Source organism: Ruegeria sp. CDSC054 (assembly GCF_059610645.1).
Map to the genome: position 1 here is coordinate 39,263 of NZ_JBXWOA010000019.1, position 15,866 is coordinate 55,128.

Genomic DNA, 15,866 nt, shown 5'->3' on the forward strand with positions numbered 1-15,866 from the left:
GGTCATCTGACTGTTTCTGTCGGATGTCCGTTTGCCAGCGCGAAGCGGACGATAGTGCATAAGTGCAACAGTCTCGACACATATCACGCGACTAAGAAGAACCTGAGCAAGAATGTGAATTGCGCCTATGCGGTACTGAAGAGCAGAGACTGCAAACATCGTTGGTATCCTGCTCCCGCAACCAAACTTTAAGGTCGGATATCAAATACTTAGCCTCGCATAACGCGAGGCTTTTTGCGTTAGGTCCAAACTGACTGGAAGCATTGTGGAAGCAACAGGATACAGTTGTGAGTGTGGGTATACCTCCGAAAGGGATTTGAAACGCGAATTGTCCAGAATTTTTCACAGTGCATGGCTGTCCTTGAACCGCTCAAACCCAAAGCGGGATGTAGGTATAAAGTAACGAATGCGGCCCAACGCGTCTGTAAACGCGACTCCGATGATGTCGTGCATGTCCTGCCAGTTTCACATCTCGAAGCGGTTGCGGAGTTGCTTAGAGCCCAATCGCATCTCAAATCGCCAGATTTGACTTGCTACCCGGTCGGTCAGGTCAAGGGGCGGTTTTGCTGGTGACGTTTAGGGACACAGAGCCAAATTCAAGGACGCAATGCCCTGCCGCTGGGTTGTTTGGCGATGTTTGGGAGAAGAATGTGGGGGCTTTTGCTCCCTAAGTGCCTCCGGTGGGGCAGCATTTGCTTTGGGGCCGGGCCGCCGTCGTGACGGAAGTACTGTTACATCCGGTGCGCATTTCCCTGATCTAAACTTCGGATGACCGCAAACGCCGGGGGTACTCGGATCGAGACTATTGTCGGGAGGCTGGGGAAATGGCACCGCCCGGCAACTCGATTTGGAAGAAGGCCATCGCTCTCCTTTTAGACTTTAAAGCCGCACATATCTGTTTCTTTTGATCAGGACAGAACATGCGCAGACCCAGCGTTAGAAAAAGATCTCAAACGCTGGATGGTCTTTCATCAATAAAGCAAAGAATTGGGCTCCGGCTTGGGTAATATGCACTCGGTCCGCAGAAATAATGTCTCCATTTTGATCGAAAACATGGATCTGATTCCCATTTGTGGTCGCGTAGCTGATGATATCGACATACAAACCAGCCGGTATGACCGACGCATTCTGCCTGTTTGCCTCAACTATTTCTTCGAATACCTTAGTCGTATAGTTTGGCCGACCATACCTGGGCAGTAAGGTGAATGCATTGAGACTATAACCAAAGTGTTTGGGGCCGACGAAGACGATATTGTGTTGCGCGGCATGCCCGTTTTCAAGAAAGAGTTTGCAAGCGCCGGAAAGGTTGACGATTGGCAAGAAAGTCGCGTCAGCATTTTGTATCAAAGATTTTGTGTCATCGTCCCAAAGCCTGGGCTCGCAAACATTGAGTGCGTCGCGATAAATTAGATTTGCATCCTTCATTATGCCCATCTCAATGAGAATATTCGCAAAATCACGGGCCTGACTGTTCCCGACAATCAAAATGTTGATGCCGCTGTTCGTATCAAACTTTTCTGCGTCGTACTGGCTGATGCGGTGATTATACCCAATGTGCATCCCCGCTGCGACCTCTCGATCCGTGTCGAAAACGCGTGTAGGGAAGCCTTGTCCGAGATACAGCGAAAGCCCAACAGCACACAGCGTTGCGGTCACTGCGGTGCACGAAACAACAAGGCGTGAAAGAGAGATCGCGTTTTTGTTGCGGAACGGTTGTTCGACAAAACGCCAGGTCAGATAGGGCAAAAGGAATGCAAATGGTATCAAGCTGGCAAGAAAATACGGGCTGGGTTCTTCAAAGCTAGCAATGCGCGCAAATGCGAAAATTGGTTGGTGCCAGAGATACAGGCTGTAGCTGATCAGGCCAATGCCAACCAGAATTCTGATGCTCGGCAGTTTGGCGACAAAAGTGCCTTCCTTTGCATAGAGGAGAACGAGCAAAGACCCGACGACCGGAACGGCTGTCAGGTATGACGGGTGTTGCATGGTCCCGTCAAAGATCACCATAGATGCAATCACCGCAATAAGGCCAAGTAGCGAAAGACTGTTGCTCGCTCTAACCTTGCGCCTATTTTCCCAACAGGCCCCCAATGCACCGAATCCGAGTTCCCAGGCGCGTGTATGCAGAAGATAAAATGTGCTCTCCGGGTGGGTTTGAACCAACAGTACGCTCGCCAGGAAACTGGACCCGATGATAGCCCAAACCAGCAGATCCGTTCTGTGTTTAAGTACCGGGTACAGGGCCATAAGCAAAAGCGGAAAAACTATGTAAAACTGTTCTTCAACTGCCAGGCTCCATGCGTGAACCAGAGGTTTGAACTCGGACGCGAGGTCCCAGTATCCACTTGTTAGCGTGAGAAGAACATTATTCAGAGAGAACATCGTGGCCACGACACTCTGGCCGAAGTTTTCCAGTGGATCGGGCAGCATGGTAAACCAAGCGATAGGAATACACACCAGTACGACGACACTCAGGGCAGGCAAGATCCGTCGGGCCCGACGCTCGTAGAACTTCAAAAGAAAGAAGCTATTTTTTCCAAGATCATCAAGGATAATAGAGGTTATTAGATATCCGCTGATAACGAAGAAAACGTCTACGCCTAAAAAACCTCCACTGAACAGGCTTATGCCGGAATGAAAAAGAACCACTGGTAAAACTGCAATGCTGCGAAGGCCATCAATTTCTTTCCGTTACAGCATTTAATCAAAACCCACTCTTGTATTTTGTGCTCGGGCCTGTGAGCTTTCGAAGCGCATCTGTCGTCAAGAGTGTGTCGAGGAACTTTGAGCCGCCGCAGCCAATCGAACAAAGTATTGGCAGGTTTATGCGTTCCGGTCGTTGCAAGACCCAGGCTGAAAACTTCTGAGTGAGCCCCGCGAAGTCACTGCCATTGCTAGCACCCTTATCGTAGAATTTTTTTGGCTGATTGGAGCCTGGTACAAATTGCCATCACCGATTGGTTCGCGCTCTTGTCGAATCAAATCAATTCGTATTTGGTCCACGTGATGGTTCCCGACTGTATTCTGCGGTCAGGGATAAAAGGGAATACGGTGCGGTTCTGTGAAAAGACCAATTCCGTGACTGCCCCCGCAACTGTAGGCGGCGAGCGACCCGAGATCGTCCACTGGGCAATAGCCTGGGAAGGATCGGGATAGCTTTGACCCGCAAGTCAGGAGACCTGCCATCCGAAATTTATGAACCTGGGCGGGGTGTCCCAGAGGGAGATGACAATGTTTCAAGCGGTCCGTACCGTGCACGAACTTGCGCTCGCTTTGCCCCTGTCCGAACACAGGAGGCGTTGCCGTTGTCATTGCAAAAAGCTGACACCCAAAGGGGTAAGTGCTTGACGGAATTTAGTGTTCCGGTGCTGGTCACGGGGGCTCTGGCGCTGTCGGCGATCTTGTGGCTCGCGATTTACGCGGTGATTTGATGTCGGCCGTTTTACAAATCCGAGATCTGACGTTGGGCTACCGCGACCTGACATTGTTTCACCGCCTCTCCATGGATATCGCGTCCGGGACAACCCTGGCCGTTCTTGGTGCGAACGGGTCGGGCAAGAGCACATTTGTAAAGATGCTGCTGGGCTTGATGGATCCGCTTTCGGGCAGTTTGACTTGGCCGCAGGGCCGTCCTGGTGACATCGGGTACCTGGCGCAGATGACCGAGTTCGACCGCCGATTTCCCATCCGTGTGAGGGATCTTGCCGCGATGGGTGCTTGGCGCGGGTTTGGTTATCGTACCGGGCTGGACGCCGCGGCACGTGACCGGATGGCCGCCGCGCTGGATGAGGCCGGGGTACTGGATATCGCTGACCGGCCTCTGCATATGCTATCGGGCGGGCAACTGCAGCGCGCGCTGTTCGCACGGGTTATCATGCAGGACGCGCCGCTGATCCTGCTGGATGAACCGTTTGCCGCCGTCGACCAAAGTACTGAGGCGCATCTGCTGTCGATTATACGCCGATGGCGCGATGAGGGGCGCGCGGTGGTTTTGGTGGTGCACGATCTTTCCTCGGTACTGGACTATTGCAGCCACGCGCTGCTTTTGGGCGGGCAAGAGGCGACCCATGGACCGGTGAATGACGTTCTGACACCAGACCGGCTGGTTGCACAAGGATACCTCTCGGAAAGTCAGGCGTCCTGGATGTTCCGTGGCACCCATTCAACAGCGGAGCACGCCAATGTATGACCTGATCGTCGAAATGTGGAGCTTTGCCTTCATGCGTCGCGCTTTTGTGGCAACCACGGTTTTGTCGGCTTCGGTCGCGCCGGTGGGGGCATTTCTTGTTCTGCGTCGCCTATCGCTGGCTGGTGAGGCCATGGCCCACGCGATTACCCCGGGCATCGTCATCGGCTTTGTCACGGCGGGCTTGTCAGTCATGTCACTGCTGGTCGGAGGGCTTATCGCGGGTGTTGGCGTCGCCATTTTGACCGCCTTTCTCGCACGCCGGACGATCCTGCGCAGCGATGCCAGCCTTGCCTCGCTGTATCTGATCGCACTGGCGGTGGGTATCTTTATTCTGTCTGCAGCAGGGTCCGCAGTCCCATTAAAAAGCTTCCTGTTCGGATCAATCCTTGGGATCGACGACGCGTCGATGATCCTTGTCGGAGGGGTGGCGACGGTAACATTGTTGGCATTCGCCGTTCTGCTTCGTCCGCTGATTGTCAGCACCTGTGATCCGGTTTTCTTCGAAACGCAGACGCGCCGACCGTGGTTGGTAGATCAGGGTTTTATGCTGCTGTTGGTTCTGAACCTGCTGGCCGCGTTCAAAACACTGGGAACGTTGATGGCCGTTGGCTTGATGATCCTGCCCGCAACTGCGGCGCGCTATTGGGCCAGTACGATCACCGGGCAACTGGTCCTGGGCTTTGTGTTTGCCTTGTCCAGTTGCTGGATCGGCCTGACCCTGTCCTACTTGTTCCCGGACACGCCGTCCGGCCCGGCGATCGTTTTGGTTGCCGGTGGGTTCTTTCTGTTCTCGGCTATTTTCGGTCCCCTTGGTTTTGGCAGACGGATGCGCAAACCGTCTGTTTCCAAAGACATCCCCATTGCCCAAATTCAACAAGAAGAGAGAGCACAATGACTCTTGTAAAGTCACTCTACGCCGGCATTGCCTCTGTGTCGTTTGCTTTGGCTGCATTGCCGGCCGTTGCGGCAGAAGACAACGTCAAGATCGTCGCTAGCTTTTCGATCCTCGGCGACATGGTCGAAGAGGTCGTGGGCGATCTGGCCACGGTTACGACAATCGTGGGCCCGGATGCGGATGCGCATGTGTATCAGCCTTCGGTTGCAGATGCGAAGGCCGTTGCCCGGGCGGATATCATCTTTGTCAACGGTCTGGGCTTTGAGACATGGTCCGATACCCTAATCGCTGAATCGGGCACTGACGCAACCGTGCACGTTGCCACCGACGGCATCACGCCTGTCACAGTCGAGGGCAAAATCGACCCCCACGCCTGGAATTCGCTGTCGAATGGCATGATTTACGTGACCAATGTCGCCGACGTGATGACAGAGGCGATGCCCGAGCACGCCGAAGAAATCGCTGCCAATGCCGCGGTCTATATCGCGCAGCTTGAGGCGCTGGATGTAGAAACCAAGGCAAAGCTGGCAGGTCTGCCCGCCAATCGCCGCACGGTTGTGACCGCACATGACGCATTTGGATATTTGGCAGACGCCTACGGCCTGACTTTCCTTGCGCCGGTTGGCATCGACACCGAAGCAGAGCCATCAGCCAAGGATCTTGCTGTTCTGATTGACCAACTGAAGGCGGATGGTGCTGCCGCGTTGTTTGTTGAAAACATCACAAGCCCCACTTTGATTCAGCAGATCTCGGATGAAACCGGAATCGTGATTGGTGGACGGCTGTTCTCGGACGCCTTGTCGGAACGGGGTAGCCCTGCCACCAGCTACCTTGCGATGTTCCAGCACAATCTGAACACTCTGCTGAATACACTTGGGAACGCAACCGCAAGCTAATTGGTCTTCAGGCACGAGGCGGTGCTTGATCCGCCGCCTCATACGGTGCTTTGGAACACTGGGTTTTGGGAAAACGTCGCTTAGTCCGGCTTCCAGCCGTCTTCGTATTCTCCCAAAGTACGGGAAAGATCCAATAGCGAGGCGAAAAATCTTGCGTAAACGTCCCGTGACATCATCGTCTTGTTGTCATCCAACACCTGCAAAAGATCGACAACGCCCGAGGCAAAGGCGTCATAGACCAACTGGTCCGCAGGCGTGGGGTCCAAGGTCCATATGTCGTGCGTGTTATAATACCCTGCGGGTTGGGGGTCGTCGTCTATCATGTGTCCGCCTCATTTTGATGCCGCACATGTAAGTGAGAGGAAGGCGAACGCTAGTGATGTGGCGGAAAGTCACAAGTATTTGGCGGTACAAAAAACGCGACCCCAACCTTGCGTTTCAGTGCTGATAGGAAGTGAAAAGCTTCGCTTCGACCACAACCGGCATGCATTGTGTCGACCGAGAAGTTGTCAGGGTTTCGAATGTTCGCTCTGCAATACTTCCAGAAACAGTTTGGTCACCCGCGTCGGTTCAGGTTGCTTTCTGGTCACTGCAGCAAACCGGGTTCGATATTGCGTTTCGCCTGGCAACACCATCCGCATTTTTTCCTGGTCCACAAAATCCTGCGCAAGATGATCAGGCAAATAACCTATGTATCGCCCCGACAGGATAAGTATGGCCAGCGCCTGCTCGCTTTGAACTTTTGCTGAACGTTGAAAGCCCAGTTGCTGACCGACAATGAGGTTCGGAGAGTTCACGCTGAGCCCAACATAATTGTACCTGAGTAGGTCACTGGTCCTGAGTTCCCGGTCCGGTATTTCGAACAGGGGGTGTTCCCGGCCGCAATACAGGAACATGTTCTCGCCATATAACGGCGCATAGTTCAGACTTGTCGAAGGGCGATGCAGCGCAATAATTCCGATGTCGAGCTGACCGCTGATAACCATGGTTTCGATCACGTTTGGCGGCTCAAGAGACAATTCGATCTGAACCGAGGGGGCGGCTTCGTTGAACCGATGAATGGCGCGGGCAAGCCGGGAATCCGGGTTTGATGCACATTGATCAAACAGCGAAATGCGGATCGTTCCCCCCAACTGTTCCTTGATCTCGCTGACCTCGTTTCGAAATTGCGACACGGACACAAGCAGGTGATCTGCTGCCTGCAGCACTTTTGCGCCGTCTTCTGTTAAGGCAAACCCCGCAGGCCCGCGTGTGCACAGTTTTAAGCCCAATCGCAGTTCCAGGTCGGTAATATGTTTGGAAATCGTCGATTTGCCGATATTCAGCTCAACTTCGGCTGCAGACAGTCCACCACTTTCCACAACCGTCTTGAAAACGCGCAGCAATCGGATGTCGCTGTCGCCGATGCGTGAGGCAACCATTTTGCTCCCAATTCGTAAGGTTTGATATATATGAAACCTATCGCGCAAAGAAAGGCAACATAGAAACACATTTCACAAGCTACTCTGAAAAAGCCGAGGCAGAATCGGACTGGCCATCTCTCCCCAGGTCAGCGCGCACCTCGAAACATGATAAAACTGGGAGGACATCTATGTCATTCATCAAAAAGCTTGGCACCATGACTGCTGCCGTTTCGGTCGCAGCCCTGATGGTAGCGGGCGCAGCCGACGCGAAAAACTTTAAGATCGCTGTTGGCGATAGTGCGGGCAGCGCACAAGAAGCCCTCGGATTGGCTTTCGTTAAGGCACTCGAAGAAAAATCGGGTGGCGAACACACAGCTACACTGTTTCTGAACGGTCAGCTGGGTTCCGAGCAGGACACCGTCAACGAGGCCGCAATCGGCACGCTGGACATGTCGCTGCTGGCGATCAACAACATCACGCCGTTCTCGCCTTCGGTTGGTGTGTTCACTCTGCCTTATGTGATCCTGTCCCTGGAAGATGCTGAAAAGCTGACCCAAGGCCCGATCGGTCAGGAACTGGTGGAAAACACCATTCGTGACGCAGGTGTGCGCATCATCGGCTGGACCTACACAGGTTTCCGCCGCCTGACCAACTCGAAAAAGCCCGTCAGCTCGGTTGCTGACCTGCAGGACCTGATCATCCGCGTTCCCAAGAACGAGATCATGATCGAAACGTACAAGTCCTGGGGCATCAACCCGACTCCGATGGCATGGTCCGAGACCTTCACCGGTCTGCAAACCAAAGTCGTCGACGGTCAGGACAACCCTTACCTGACGATCAACGCAATGAAGTTCTACGAGGTCCAGAACCACGTGACCAACCTGCGTTACATCTTCTCGATCGAACCGCTGATCGTTTCGGAATCTGTTTTCCAGGGTCTGAGCGAAGAAGATCAGAAGATCATTCTGGAAGCCGGTCAGGAAGCAACTCAGATTTCCGCGCAGTTCCTGCGTGACTCTGAAGCTGCGATCAAAGAAGAGCTGACCGAAAAAGGCATGGCAATCATCGATCCTGAGAACGATGAAGCCGAGTTCATCGAACTGGCAACCGGTGCCGTATGGCCGCAGTTCTACGAATCCATCGGTGGTGTCGAAAAACTGAACACGGTCCTTGAGGCCATCGGTCGCGAGCCCGTCCAGCAATAATCGCCAAAGAGCGAAAAGGAAAAGAGCGCTTCGGCGCTCTTTTCATCTCAGGGAGGAGGGAATTCCGAAATGTTCTGGAAATTTCTGGACAATATCGAAAGTATCATCTGCCGGATCCTGTTATCCGGCTTCGTCTGTCTGCTGTTTGCACAGATCATAGCGCGTGAAGTCTTCGGCTTTTCGGTCAGTTGGATCGAAGAACTGTCAGTCTACATGTTCGTCTGGTTTGTCTACTTTGGCGCCAGCTATGCGGCATTGAAAGGCGCGCATAACCGGGTGACCTTCCAGTTCAAGTTCCTGCCCGAACGCTACATCAAGTATATTGAGGCTTTTGCCGATCTCTTCTGGCTCTTTTTCAACGTCTACTTCCTGTATCTGGCGACGGACTTTGTCTTCAACAAGATGAACAAGTTCTGGAAATCCCAGACCCTGGGTATCGAGATGAAGTATGTCTACATGGTTCTGCCTCTGGCCTTTGCGTTGATGACCGTGCGCATCATTCAGGTGAACTATCGCCGCCTGATCAAAGGTGAAGACATCCATGATCCTGACCAGATCGACCTTGATGAAATCAAAGCTGCCACCGAAGCAGCCAAGCACGACTGAGGCAGGGAGGAAAAACCATGGAATCCGAAATCGTCACAATCCTATTTGGATCGTTTCTTCTACTGCTGCTCATCGGCGCTCCGATCACGGTTGCGCTGGGTGTGGCATCGCTGTTCTCGTTCCTTTACCTGGGCGAAAACCCAATCAAGTTCGTGCAGATTGCATTTACCTCGGTGGGTGCGTTCCCACTGATGGCGCTGCCTGCATTTATTCTGGCGGGGGCTCTTATGGAGGCCGCCGGTATCTCAAAACGCCTAATCAATGTTGCGGAAAGTCTGGCTGGTCCATTCACCGGCGGTATTTCGGCTGCAACGGTTATGGCCTGTCTGTTCTTTGGCGCCATTTCGGGCTCGGGCCCGGCAACAACCGCGGCCGTGGGGATGCTGATGATCCCAGCAATGATCGACCGTGGCTATGAGCGCGGCTATGCCTCTGCTATTACCGCTTCTTCTGGCGGCCTCGGGATTATTATTCCTCCCTCCATCCCGATGGTGATCTTCGGCATTGCCGCGCTCGGTATGGCGCCGCCTGTTGAAGCGGTCGAGAAATTCGGGACCTTTCAGTCGGTTTCGATCTCGAAACTGTTCATCGCGGGTTTCGTTCCGGCCTTCCTGATCGCCACCAGCTTGCTGATCCTGAACTACTTCATGTCGAAAAAGCGCGGCTACAAAGGCGTTGCCGAAGGCTGGTCGATGCGTCACGTGGCTTGCGAAATGTACCGTGGGTTCTGGTCGCTGATGGCCCCACTGGTGATCCTGGGCGGTATCTATACCGGCTTCTTCACCCCGACCGAAGCTGCGATTGTCGCGATCTTCTATACCCTGGTCGTTGGCGTCGTCATCTACCGTGAACTTACTTGGCAGTCGCTGTTCCAGTCGCTTGAAGCCACAACCTGGCTGACGGGGCGTGTTCTGCTGATCCTGTTCACCGCAACCGTGTTCGGCCGCCTTCTGGTGGAAAACCAGATCCCTGCGATCATCGCGGACTCGATGCTCAGTTTTACCGACAACCTCTATGTGATTTGGGCGCTGATCATCTTCTTCCTGCTGTTCGTCGGCATGTTCATGGAGACGCTGGCCACGATCCTGATCCTGGTTCCGGTGATGCTGCCGGTGGCCTATTCGGTTGGCATCGACCCGATCCACTTTGGTGTGGTGATGGTCTGTACGCTGGGTATCGGTTTCCAGACACCGCCACTGGGTGAGAACCTGTTCATCGCATCGGGTATTTCGAATATCACGATCGAGCAGATCTCGTTGCGCGCATTGCCCTTTGCGGCGGCCAATACCATCGCGATCTTCATCATTGCGTTCTTCCCTGAGCTGTCGCTATGGCTGCCCAGGCTGTTGGGCTACTGACCTGAAAGGATAATGTTATGAAACAAATGGTGACAAATATCCTGTTCGCGACCGACTTGTCGGAGAACTCGGGTCACGCCATGCGCAATGCGGCCAGCATTGCCATGGCAACAGGGGCGGAAATTCACGTCCTGCACGTGAACGAGCCCCTGTCGGACGACGCGAAGATCACGATGGACATGTTCATCCTGAACGAAGAGACGCGTAAAACCGCGGCCCAGCGTCGCCATGAAATGGTGCGCAAGGTGCTGGCCGAACGGCAAGCCAAGTTCTGGGCACAGTTCGAAGGCGATGACGCGAAGATCCGTGAACAGGTGTCCTCGATCGAGGTCACCGACGGGCACCCGGCCGAGGTGATCCTGCGCCGCTCGGTCGAGATGGGGTGCGATCTGATCGTGCTCGGCGCGCATGACCACGGTTTTTCGCACACTTTCCTTGGGACAGTGGCAAAACGTGTCTTGCGTCGATCAAAAATCCCGACGCTGATCGTTCCAAACCCGGACGAAGTCTAAAATTTCCACGGGCCGCTGCGATGGTAGCGGCCCGTGCTTTGCACCATGCCTCGCGAAACTACCAAGAGATGCCTGAATACCGCGTATCCGGCATCCTACAGCCCTTTGATCATCTTGGGCCAAAATCCTCCAAGCCGAATACCTCCAGCAAAGATCACGCCAGGCAAGCTTTGTTAACAGAGCTTAATGCTTCGGTGTCCTCTCCTTAAGAACCGGTTCCTTTATTTGAATTGTGACCACAACCGCAATCCAAATTCAGGAGGAGAAGACCATGGAAGCGACACAGACAATAACCCCGAACGGCAACGTTTTTTCCACGCTGTTTGCGGATTATGCAGAGGCCCGAACCGAGCATTTCCGCCGCAGGATTTTCGCCAACACAGTCCACGACCTGGAGGCGTTGAACGATCGCCAATTGAGCGACATCGGCGTCCCTCGGGCTGAAATCAAGCAACGCGCCTATCAAAGCGTTTATCACGGCGCGCCTTATCGGCAGTAATCAGGTGCCGGAGATAGCACCCGCGTAACCAGTTATGAGGTAGTACCAATGTTTGATGTCATCCCGCCAAGCAAGCAATTGACGCCCACGACCAGTGCCCTGCAATTGTTCGACCGCGCCATGCAACTACGTGCGATCAGCGCCGATATCGTGCGGGCCGCACAGTATTTGAACAGCTTTTCCGATCAGGAATTGTCAGAGCTGGGCATAAACCGCAGCGATCTTGACGATACGATCCAACGGTTCATCTGAAGCTGTGGCGATAGCCAGGTTTGATACCGGCGACAGAGACGAAGATAAAAGCCACTCCGACATACAGGAGTGGCTTTTTTGATGTGAATTTAGGCGGTGTGATCGACGACCTGCAAATGCTGCGCCAGCTTGTCGATCTCGGCCATCCAGCCCTGCACCAGTTTTGGATCGCTGGGTGCTGCATGGACACCGACGGCGATCGCACGGTTTAGGACCGCTTCAACTGCCAGCGAGACCGGGATAGATACCAGTCGCGCCATTGCCGTCCCGCGCGCGTCGCCCCACGCGTCCATGACATAAGTTTTGTGCCAGACGGGTGCGCCGTCTTTCTCGGCCTTCAGTCCCACGCACAGAACCACGCGGTCCGGTTCCCCTTCGTCATAGGCGTTTTCGTCCCAGAACTGGTCCGACATTTCCTTCAGGCGCGCGTCGCCCTCGGGTCCGGACACGGTTTCAATCTCGCTGAATACGTCCGACCACGCATCGGCCCAGCCATTCAGGCGCAAGGTGCCGCGGACGAATTCCTTGACGGTCCAGTGATCCTCGAACTGATATTCTTCCATGAAAGGCAGAGAGTCGCGGTTCGGATAGACCTCGAAGCTTTCCGGTGTGGGCAGCGGGGCGATATAGCTGCTGATCGCGTCCCACGGGCGGGCGACGTCCAGCGGTGCATAATCACGGATCGATTTCGACGGCGAACGCAGGGCCTTGAGCACACCCAAAGGCGACCAGCTGAACTTGTACCGGAACGGGTTGGCGTTTTTCGGAATGCCGCCGCAATACGAGATAAAGCTCAGGTGGTTGTTCGCATCAAACGCGTCCGAGGCGCGATAGTCGGCGATCAGGGCATGCGCCATCAGATGGTCAATACCCGGATCAAGCCCGACCTCATTCACCAGCGCCACACCGGCCTCGCGCGCCTTGTCGTCCAGCGCGCGCATCTCGGGCGCGATGTAAGAGGATGAGACAAAATTGGCCTCTTTGGAAATTGCGAGTTCCGCCAGCGGTACGTGCCAATCGCCCGGCAGCATCGAGACGATAACGTCGCCTTTTTTCAGCACTGCGCCCAGTGCGTCGATGTCAAAGGCACGAATGTCGTCGGTCAGGTCTCCGACTTCGGCCTTGGCCTTTTCAACGGTCCGGTTCCAGACAGTGACCTTGTGTCCGCCTTCAATCAGGCGACGCAGGCCGGGGATGGCCGACAGGCCGGTGCCACACCAATGGATGGTCATCGTTCAGATCCCTTCGATATGAGATTTGTAGGTCGCCGCTGCCCGACCCCAAACGCCGCTGTCCAAATCGGTCAGGGTCAACAGGGATGGCAACAATTGCGCTGCATAATCGTCAGAGCTTTCGACCGGCAGCATCGAGGGCAGGTTGTCGATCGCCATGACATCCATCACCGGATCACTCGCAACACGCAAGGCAGGGGCGTCCCACGTGGTGGCACGGTCGTAAACCGGAACCGGGTTGTAATCGCTGTCCGGGTCGCAAGCGACATCACCGATGGCTGTCAGGTTTCGCGGGGCGGTCAACGCACCCCGTGGTACAAAAACCGGGGTGCCGGGGCGCGCAAAGATGCAGTTCAGGAACAGGTCGTGATCTAGGATTTCGGGGAAAGGCCCACCGCTGGCGGTTTCGGCCATGTCCCATTTAGTGACAGTGACACCCATTGCCTCACACAGATCAACCGCGCCCGCGCCAACACGTCCCAAGGCACCGATGACGATGGCGCGGGGTCGATCAGAACCCGTTGCATCCAGTTCGGCAAGAAGTTCTTGGTTCAGGGCGTCTTTGCTTGGGTAAACACCAACCGGAGCGCACTCCTCTCCGCGCTGCTGTGCCGCCCACGTCTTGAGGGTGACAGCCGCACCGGCATAACCAGCCCAGTAGCCAAAAGCTGCGACGCGGCGGCCGTTCTCGTCCACAAGGTATTCCAGATCATAAAGCGTTCCGCCCCCGGTCTTGAACCGATCCAACAGTGAACGCCCCGAATGCTGACCCTTATAGGCGTGACCGAACATGATGTGGCGATGGGGCAGGGGGGTGCCGTCCTCTGGCAATTCCTTCAAACCAAAGATGATGGCATCAAGGGGGGCATCGGGCCAGGAATTTTCGGGCGCAATCTCGCAGCCTGCGTTTTTGTAGCCGTCTATCGGAATAGCGCGGACATGGCTTTCCTCGATGGTCACCCGGATGCCTGCCGCAATCAGGGACGCCGCGCCTTCTGGGGTCAATCCGACCCGTTCTTCATTCTGGCGTTGCTCTGCCCGGACCCAGAGATGTGTCATGCGTCGTCCTTTACTCAAATCATCCCTGCGGCGCGCACCGCCTGAACCGAGGCGCGCGCCTCCATCGCCTCGCGGAAAGCGAGGATTTTGGGAAAGGCCGACACGTCCACGCCGTCGCCTTCCAGCCAGCTGCACACCACGTACAGATAGGCGTCCGCCAGCGAGACCGTATCGCCCAACACAAAGGGCCCGCGCAATCCGTTTGATACGATGTACTCACAGGACGTGGTCATGGTCTGGGCGACCTTGGCGGTCATGTCTTTCCAGCTGGATTTCTTGTCGGCCCAACGGGCCCCACGCAGCTTGTGTGCGTGGTTTACATGCATGGTCGAGGCCAGATAATACATCACTTCGCGCATACGGGCCGCCATGACAGGATCGGCGGGGACAAGATTTGCGTCGGGCGCAGCCGTAGCGACATATTCCAGCAACGCCCCGGTTTCAGTCAGGATGCCGCCATCAACCGCCAATGCAGGCACACGGCCTTTTGGATTGATCTGTTTGTAAGCCGGTTTGGTCTGGTCGCCTACGGCGAAGTCCAGACGGACCGCTTCATAGTCCAGACCGGCCTCCTCCAACGCGATGGCAACGGCGATCGAAATAGTGCGGGGGGCATAATAGAGCTGCATCAGGGGACCTCCGGGCTTGGGTTACAGATGCGTTTGGGCAAACTGCCTGTCTGGCGCTTCCAGGTGCGGGACTGCGTTGAACAGAACCGGGCTTAGCTGCGCGCCAATCGGGTGCAGACGATGCATGGAGGTATTCATGATGGCAAGAGCCACCCGCGCCATCGCAGGTATGTCCAGTCCCATGGCCTGCCTGACAACCATCGAGATCAACCCACCCGAGGTTACAACAATCGCCGGACCGCCTTCGGTGCCGATGTCGCGCAAAGCGTCCGAGACGCGTGTTTCGAACTCCTCAAAGGTTTCGGGCGTTTCCTCAATCTCACCTCTGGCCCAGGCGGCAAAAGTGCGGGGCAGATGTTCGACAAACCCTTCCCGGTCGGTCGGCACGGGGATGCCATGTTGCTCTTCATACAATTTCGAGATGGTGAAGTATTCAACCTCATTGAGGCGTGGATCACGGGAAGGCTCGGGCAGTCCCATGCTGGCGGCGGTTTCCACGTGGCGCGACAGGGTTCCGCAATAGACGCGCGGGTAGAACGCTTGTGTGTTCTGTAGATGCGCGCCCAGCCAACGGGCTTGCTGATGGCCCAGATCGCTGAGCTTGTCATAGTTTACTTCGTCACGTGCGGTGGTGTTGGCCTGCCCGTGACGAACCAGTGTGATATGTGCCATTACGTCCCCTCTTGCGCGAAGTCTTAGGGCAGGTTCAGGGTCGGTGCCAGAGCCCTTTGGCAGAAAGCGGCTAAAAATCAGTTTGATGGTTCGGTTGTCTTTTGCTCGCCGTAGAAATTTGCCCATGGCACGTCGCATGCGATGTTGCCTAACGGAAAAAAGTTTCCTATAGGATACAAAGCTGCTGCATGCGGCTGTATACATGCCTCTGCAACGCCAGCCTCGGGGGACCAAAAGACCACCAGCAGTCGAAGCCTGTTGACACGCTGCACAGTCCTAGGAACCTTGGTGTCAATTGGCGGCACTACCGAGATAACGTTGCAATTCATGCGGCAATATTGCCAAGGACTTAGGAAAGGTCTCTGCCATGTCTGACGCCCTCAAACGCACCCCCTTGTATGACTTGCACGTCGAACTTGGCGGTAAGTTGGTTGATTTTGCTGGTTGGGAGATGCCTGT

General features: G+C 55.1%; 16 protein-coding genes and 1 riboswitch. Of the genes, 9 read left to right on the forward strand and 7 right to left on the reverse strand.

Going from position 1 to position 15,866, the window contains the following annotated elements:
- Nucleotides 1-936: 936 nt before the first annotated feature.
- Entirely contained in the window at nt 937-2,682 is a 1,746-nt protein-coding gene (locus AC2FGC_RS22440) for an acyltransferase family protein (protein WP_496783512.1), read from the reverse strand.
- Between the two features lie 308 nt (nt 2,683-2,990).
- A riboswitch (cobalamin riboswitch) is annotated at nt 2,991-3,201 on the forward strand.
- 229 nt (nt 3,202-3,430) lie between these two features.
- Between AC2FGC_RS22440 and AC2FGC_RS22445 the strand changes: the two genes are divergently transcribed.
- Genes AC2FGC_RS22445 through AC2FGC_RS22455 form a run of 3 tightly spaced genes read left to right on the forward strand, consistent with a single transcriptional unit; the run spans nt 3,431 to nt 5,980 of the window.
- Nucleotides 3,431-4,189, forward strand: coding sequence for a metal ABC transporter ATP-binding protein (locus tag AC2FGC_RS22445; RefSeq protein ID WP_496727358.1), 759 nt, complete (start codon nt 3,431-3,433; stop codon nt 4,187-4,189).
- The gene (locus AC2FGC_RS22450) at nt 4,182-5,084 is read left to right on the forward strand and encodes a metal ABC transporter permease (protein ID WP_234416713.1); all 903 of its coding nucleotides are present in this window, start codon (nt 4,182-4,184) and stop codon (nt 5,082-5,084) included. Before AC2FGC_RS22445 ends, AC2FGC_RS22450 begins: the two co-directional genes overlap by 8 nt.
- Entirely contained in the window at nt 5,081-5,980 is a 900-nt protein-coding gene (locus tag AC2FGC_RS22455) for a metal ABC transporter solute-binding protein, Zn/Mn family (protein WP_496727357.1), read from the forward strand. Before AC2FGC_RS22450 ends, AC2FGC_RS22455 begins: the two co-directional genes overlap by 4 nt.
- A gap of 80 nt (nt 5,981-6,060) precedes the next feature.
- Here the strand turns inward: AC2FGC_RS22455 and AC2FGC_RS22460 are convergent, their stop codons facing one another.
- Nucleotides 6,061-6,303 carry a hypothetical protein gene (locus tag AC2FGC_RS22460; protein WP_496727356.1) on the reverse strand — a complete coding sequence of 81 codons (243 nt, stop codon included), beginning with the start codon at nt 6,301-6,303 and terminating at the stop codon, nt 6,061-6,063.
- Between the two features lie 186 nt (nt 6,304-6,489).
- Nucleotides 6,490-7,401 carry a LysR family transcriptional regulator gene (locus tag AC2FGC_RS22465; protein ID WP_496727355.1) on the reverse strand — a complete coding sequence of 304 codons (912 nt, stop codon included), beginning with the start codon at nt 7,399-7,401 and terminating at the stop codon, nt 6,490-6,492.
- A gap of 170 nt (nt 7,402-7,571) precedes the next feature.
- Here AC2FGC_RS22465 and AC2FGC_RS22470 point away from each other — a divergent pair, with 170 nt between their 5' ends.
- The 6 genes from AC2FGC_RS22470 to AC2FGC_RS22495 all read left to right on the forward strand — a co-directional run bounded on the left by AC2FGC_RS22470 (nt 7,572) and on the right by AC2FGC_RS22495 (nt 11,815).
- The gene (locus tag AC2FGC_RS22470; RefSeq protein ID WP_496727354.1) at nt 7,572-8,588 is read left to right on the forward strand and encodes a TRAP transporter substrate-binding protein; all 1,017 of its coding nucleotides are present in this window, start codon (nt 7,572-7,574) and stop codon (nt 8,586-8,588) included.
- Nucleotides 8,589-8,657: 69 nt separating this feature from the next.
- Nucleotides 8,658-9,194 carry a TRAP transporter small permease gene (locus tag AC2FGC_RS22475; RefSeq protein WP_496727353.1) on the forward strand — a complete coding sequence of 179 codons (537 nt, stop codon included), beginning with the start codon at nt 8,658-8,660 and terminating at the stop codon, nt 9,192-9,194.
- A gap of 17 nt (nt 9,195-9,211) precedes the next feature.
- Entirely contained in the window at nt 9,212-10,552 is a 1,341-nt protein-coding gene (locus AC2FGC_RS22480; RefSeq protein ID WP_170566409.1) for a TRAP transporter large permease, read from the forward strand.
- A gap of 17 nt (nt 10,553-10,569) precedes the next feature.
- Nucleotides 10,570-11,064, forward strand: coding sequence for a universal stress protein (locus AC2FGC_RS22485; protein ID WP_058277392.1), 495 nt, complete (start codon nt 10,570-10,572; stop codon nt 11,062-11,064).
- Between the two features lie 271 nt (nt 11,065-11,335).
- Complete coding sequence (locus tag AC2FGC_RS22490) at nt 11,336-11,563, forward strand: DUF1127 domain-containing protein (protein WP_496727352.1); 228 nt, start codon at nt 11,336-11,338, stop codon at nt 11,561-11,563.
- A 48-nt stretch (nt 11,564-11,611) separates the two neighbouring features.
- Nucleotides 11,612-11,815 carry a hypothetical protein gene (locus tag AC2FGC_RS22495; RefSeq protein ID WP_496727351.1) on the forward strand — a complete coding sequence of 68 codons (204 nt, stop codon included), beginning with the start codon at nt 11,612-11,614 and terminating at the stop codon, nt 11,813-11,815.
- Nucleotides 11,816-11,904: 89 nt separating this feature from the next.
- On the opposite strand, the gene AC2FGC_RS22500 is transcribed toward AC2FGC_RS22495, so the two are convergent.
- The 4 genes from AC2FGC_RS22500 to AC2FGC_RS22515 are packed head-to-tail and all read right to left on the reverse strand — an operon-like array spanning nt 11,905 to nt 15,407.
- Nucleotides 11,905-13,047: a saccharopine dehydrogenase family protein gene (locus AC2FGC_RS22500; RefSeq protein ID WP_496727350.1), complete on the reverse strand. Its 1,143-nt coding sequence runs from the start codon at nt 13,045-13,047 to the stop codon at nt 11,905-11,907.
- A gap of 3 nt (nt 13,048-13,050) precedes the next feature.
- Nucleotides 13,051-14,106: a saccharopine dehydrogenase gene (locus AC2FGC_RS22505; protein WP_496727349.1), complete on the reverse strand. Its 1,056-nt coding sequence runs from the start codon at nt 14,104-14,106 to the stop codon at nt 13,051-13,053.
- A 14-nt stretch (nt 14,107-14,120) separates the two neighbouring features.
- Nucleotides 14,121-14,735, reverse strand: coding sequence for a glutathione S-transferase family protein (locus tag AC2FGC_RS22510; RefSeq protein ID WP_496727348.1), 615 nt, complete (start codon nt 14,733-14,735; stop codon nt 14,121-14,123).
- Between the two features lie 21 nt (nt 14,736-14,756).
- Nucleotides 14,757-15,407, reverse strand: a complete 651-nt coding sequence (locus AC2FGC_RS22515; RefSeq protein ID WP_496727347.1) for a histidine phosphatase family protein — start codon at nt 15,405-15,407, stop codon at nt 14,757-14,759.
- Nucleotides 15,408-15,866: the final 459 nt, after the last annotated feature.

Bases quoted from the DNA above. Each gene is read 5' to 3' on its own strand.
- AC2FGC_RS22445 (WP_496727358.1), top strand. From the start codon at position 3,431: ATGTCGGCCGTTTTACAAATCCGAGATCTGACGTTGGGCTACCGCGAC.
- AC2FGC_RS22450 (WP_234416713.1), top strand. From the start codon at position 4,182: ATGTATGACCTGATCGTCGAAATGTGGAGCTTTGCCTTCATGCGTCGC.
- AC2FGC_RS22455 (WP_496727357.1), top strand. From the start codon at position 5,081: ATGACTCTTGTAAAGTCACTCTACGCCGGCATTGCCTCTGTGTCGTTT.
- AC2FGC_RS22460 (WP_496727356.1), bottom strand. From the start codon at position 6,303: ATGATAGACGACGACCCCCAACCCGCAGGGTATTATAACACGCACGAC.
- AC2FGC_RS22465 (WP_496727355.1), bottom strand. From the start codon at position 7,401: ATGGTTGCCTCACGCATCGGCGACAGCGACATCCGATTGCTGCGCGTT.
- AC2FGC_RS22470 (WP_496727354.1), top strand. From the start codon at position 7,572: ATGTCATTCATCAAAAAGCTTGGCACCATGACTGCTGCCGTTTCGGTC.
- AC2FGC_RS22475 (WP_496727353.1), top strand. From the start codon at position 8,658: ATGTTCTGGAAATTTCTGGACAATATCGAAAGTATCATCTGCCGGATC.
- AC2FGC_RS22480 (WP_170566409.1), top strand. From the start codon at position 9,212: ATGGAATCCGAAATCGTCACAATCCTATTTGGATCGTTTCTTCTACTG.
- AC2FGC_RS22485 (WP_058277392.1), top strand. From the start codon at position 10,570: ATGAAACAAATGGTGACAAATATCCTGTTCGCGACCGACTTGTCGGAG.
- AC2FGC_RS22490 (WP_496727352.1), top strand. From the start codon at position 11,336: ATGGAAGCGACACAGACAATAACCCCGAACGGCAACGTTTTTTCCACG.
- AC2FGC_RS22495 (WP_496727351.1), top strand. From the start codon at position 11,612: ATGTTTGATGTCATCCCGCCAAGCAAGCAATTGACGCCCACGACCAGT.
- AC2FGC_RS22500 (WP_496727350.1), bottom strand. From the start codon at position 13,047: ATGACCATCCATTGGTGTGGCACCGGCCTGTCGGCCATCCCCGGCCTG.
- AC2FGC_RS22505 (WP_496727349.1), bottom strand. From the start codon at position 14,106: ATGACACATCTCTGGGTCCGGGCAGAGCAACGCCAGAATGAAGAACGG.
- AC2FGC_RS22510 (WP_496727348.1), bottom strand. From the start codon at position 14,735: ATGCAGCTCTATTATGCCCCCCGCACTATTTCGATCGCCGTTGCCATC.
- AC2FGC_RS22515 (WP_496727347.1), bottom strand. From the start codon at position 15,407: ATGGCACATATCACACTGGTTCGTCACGGGCAGGCCAACACCACCGCA.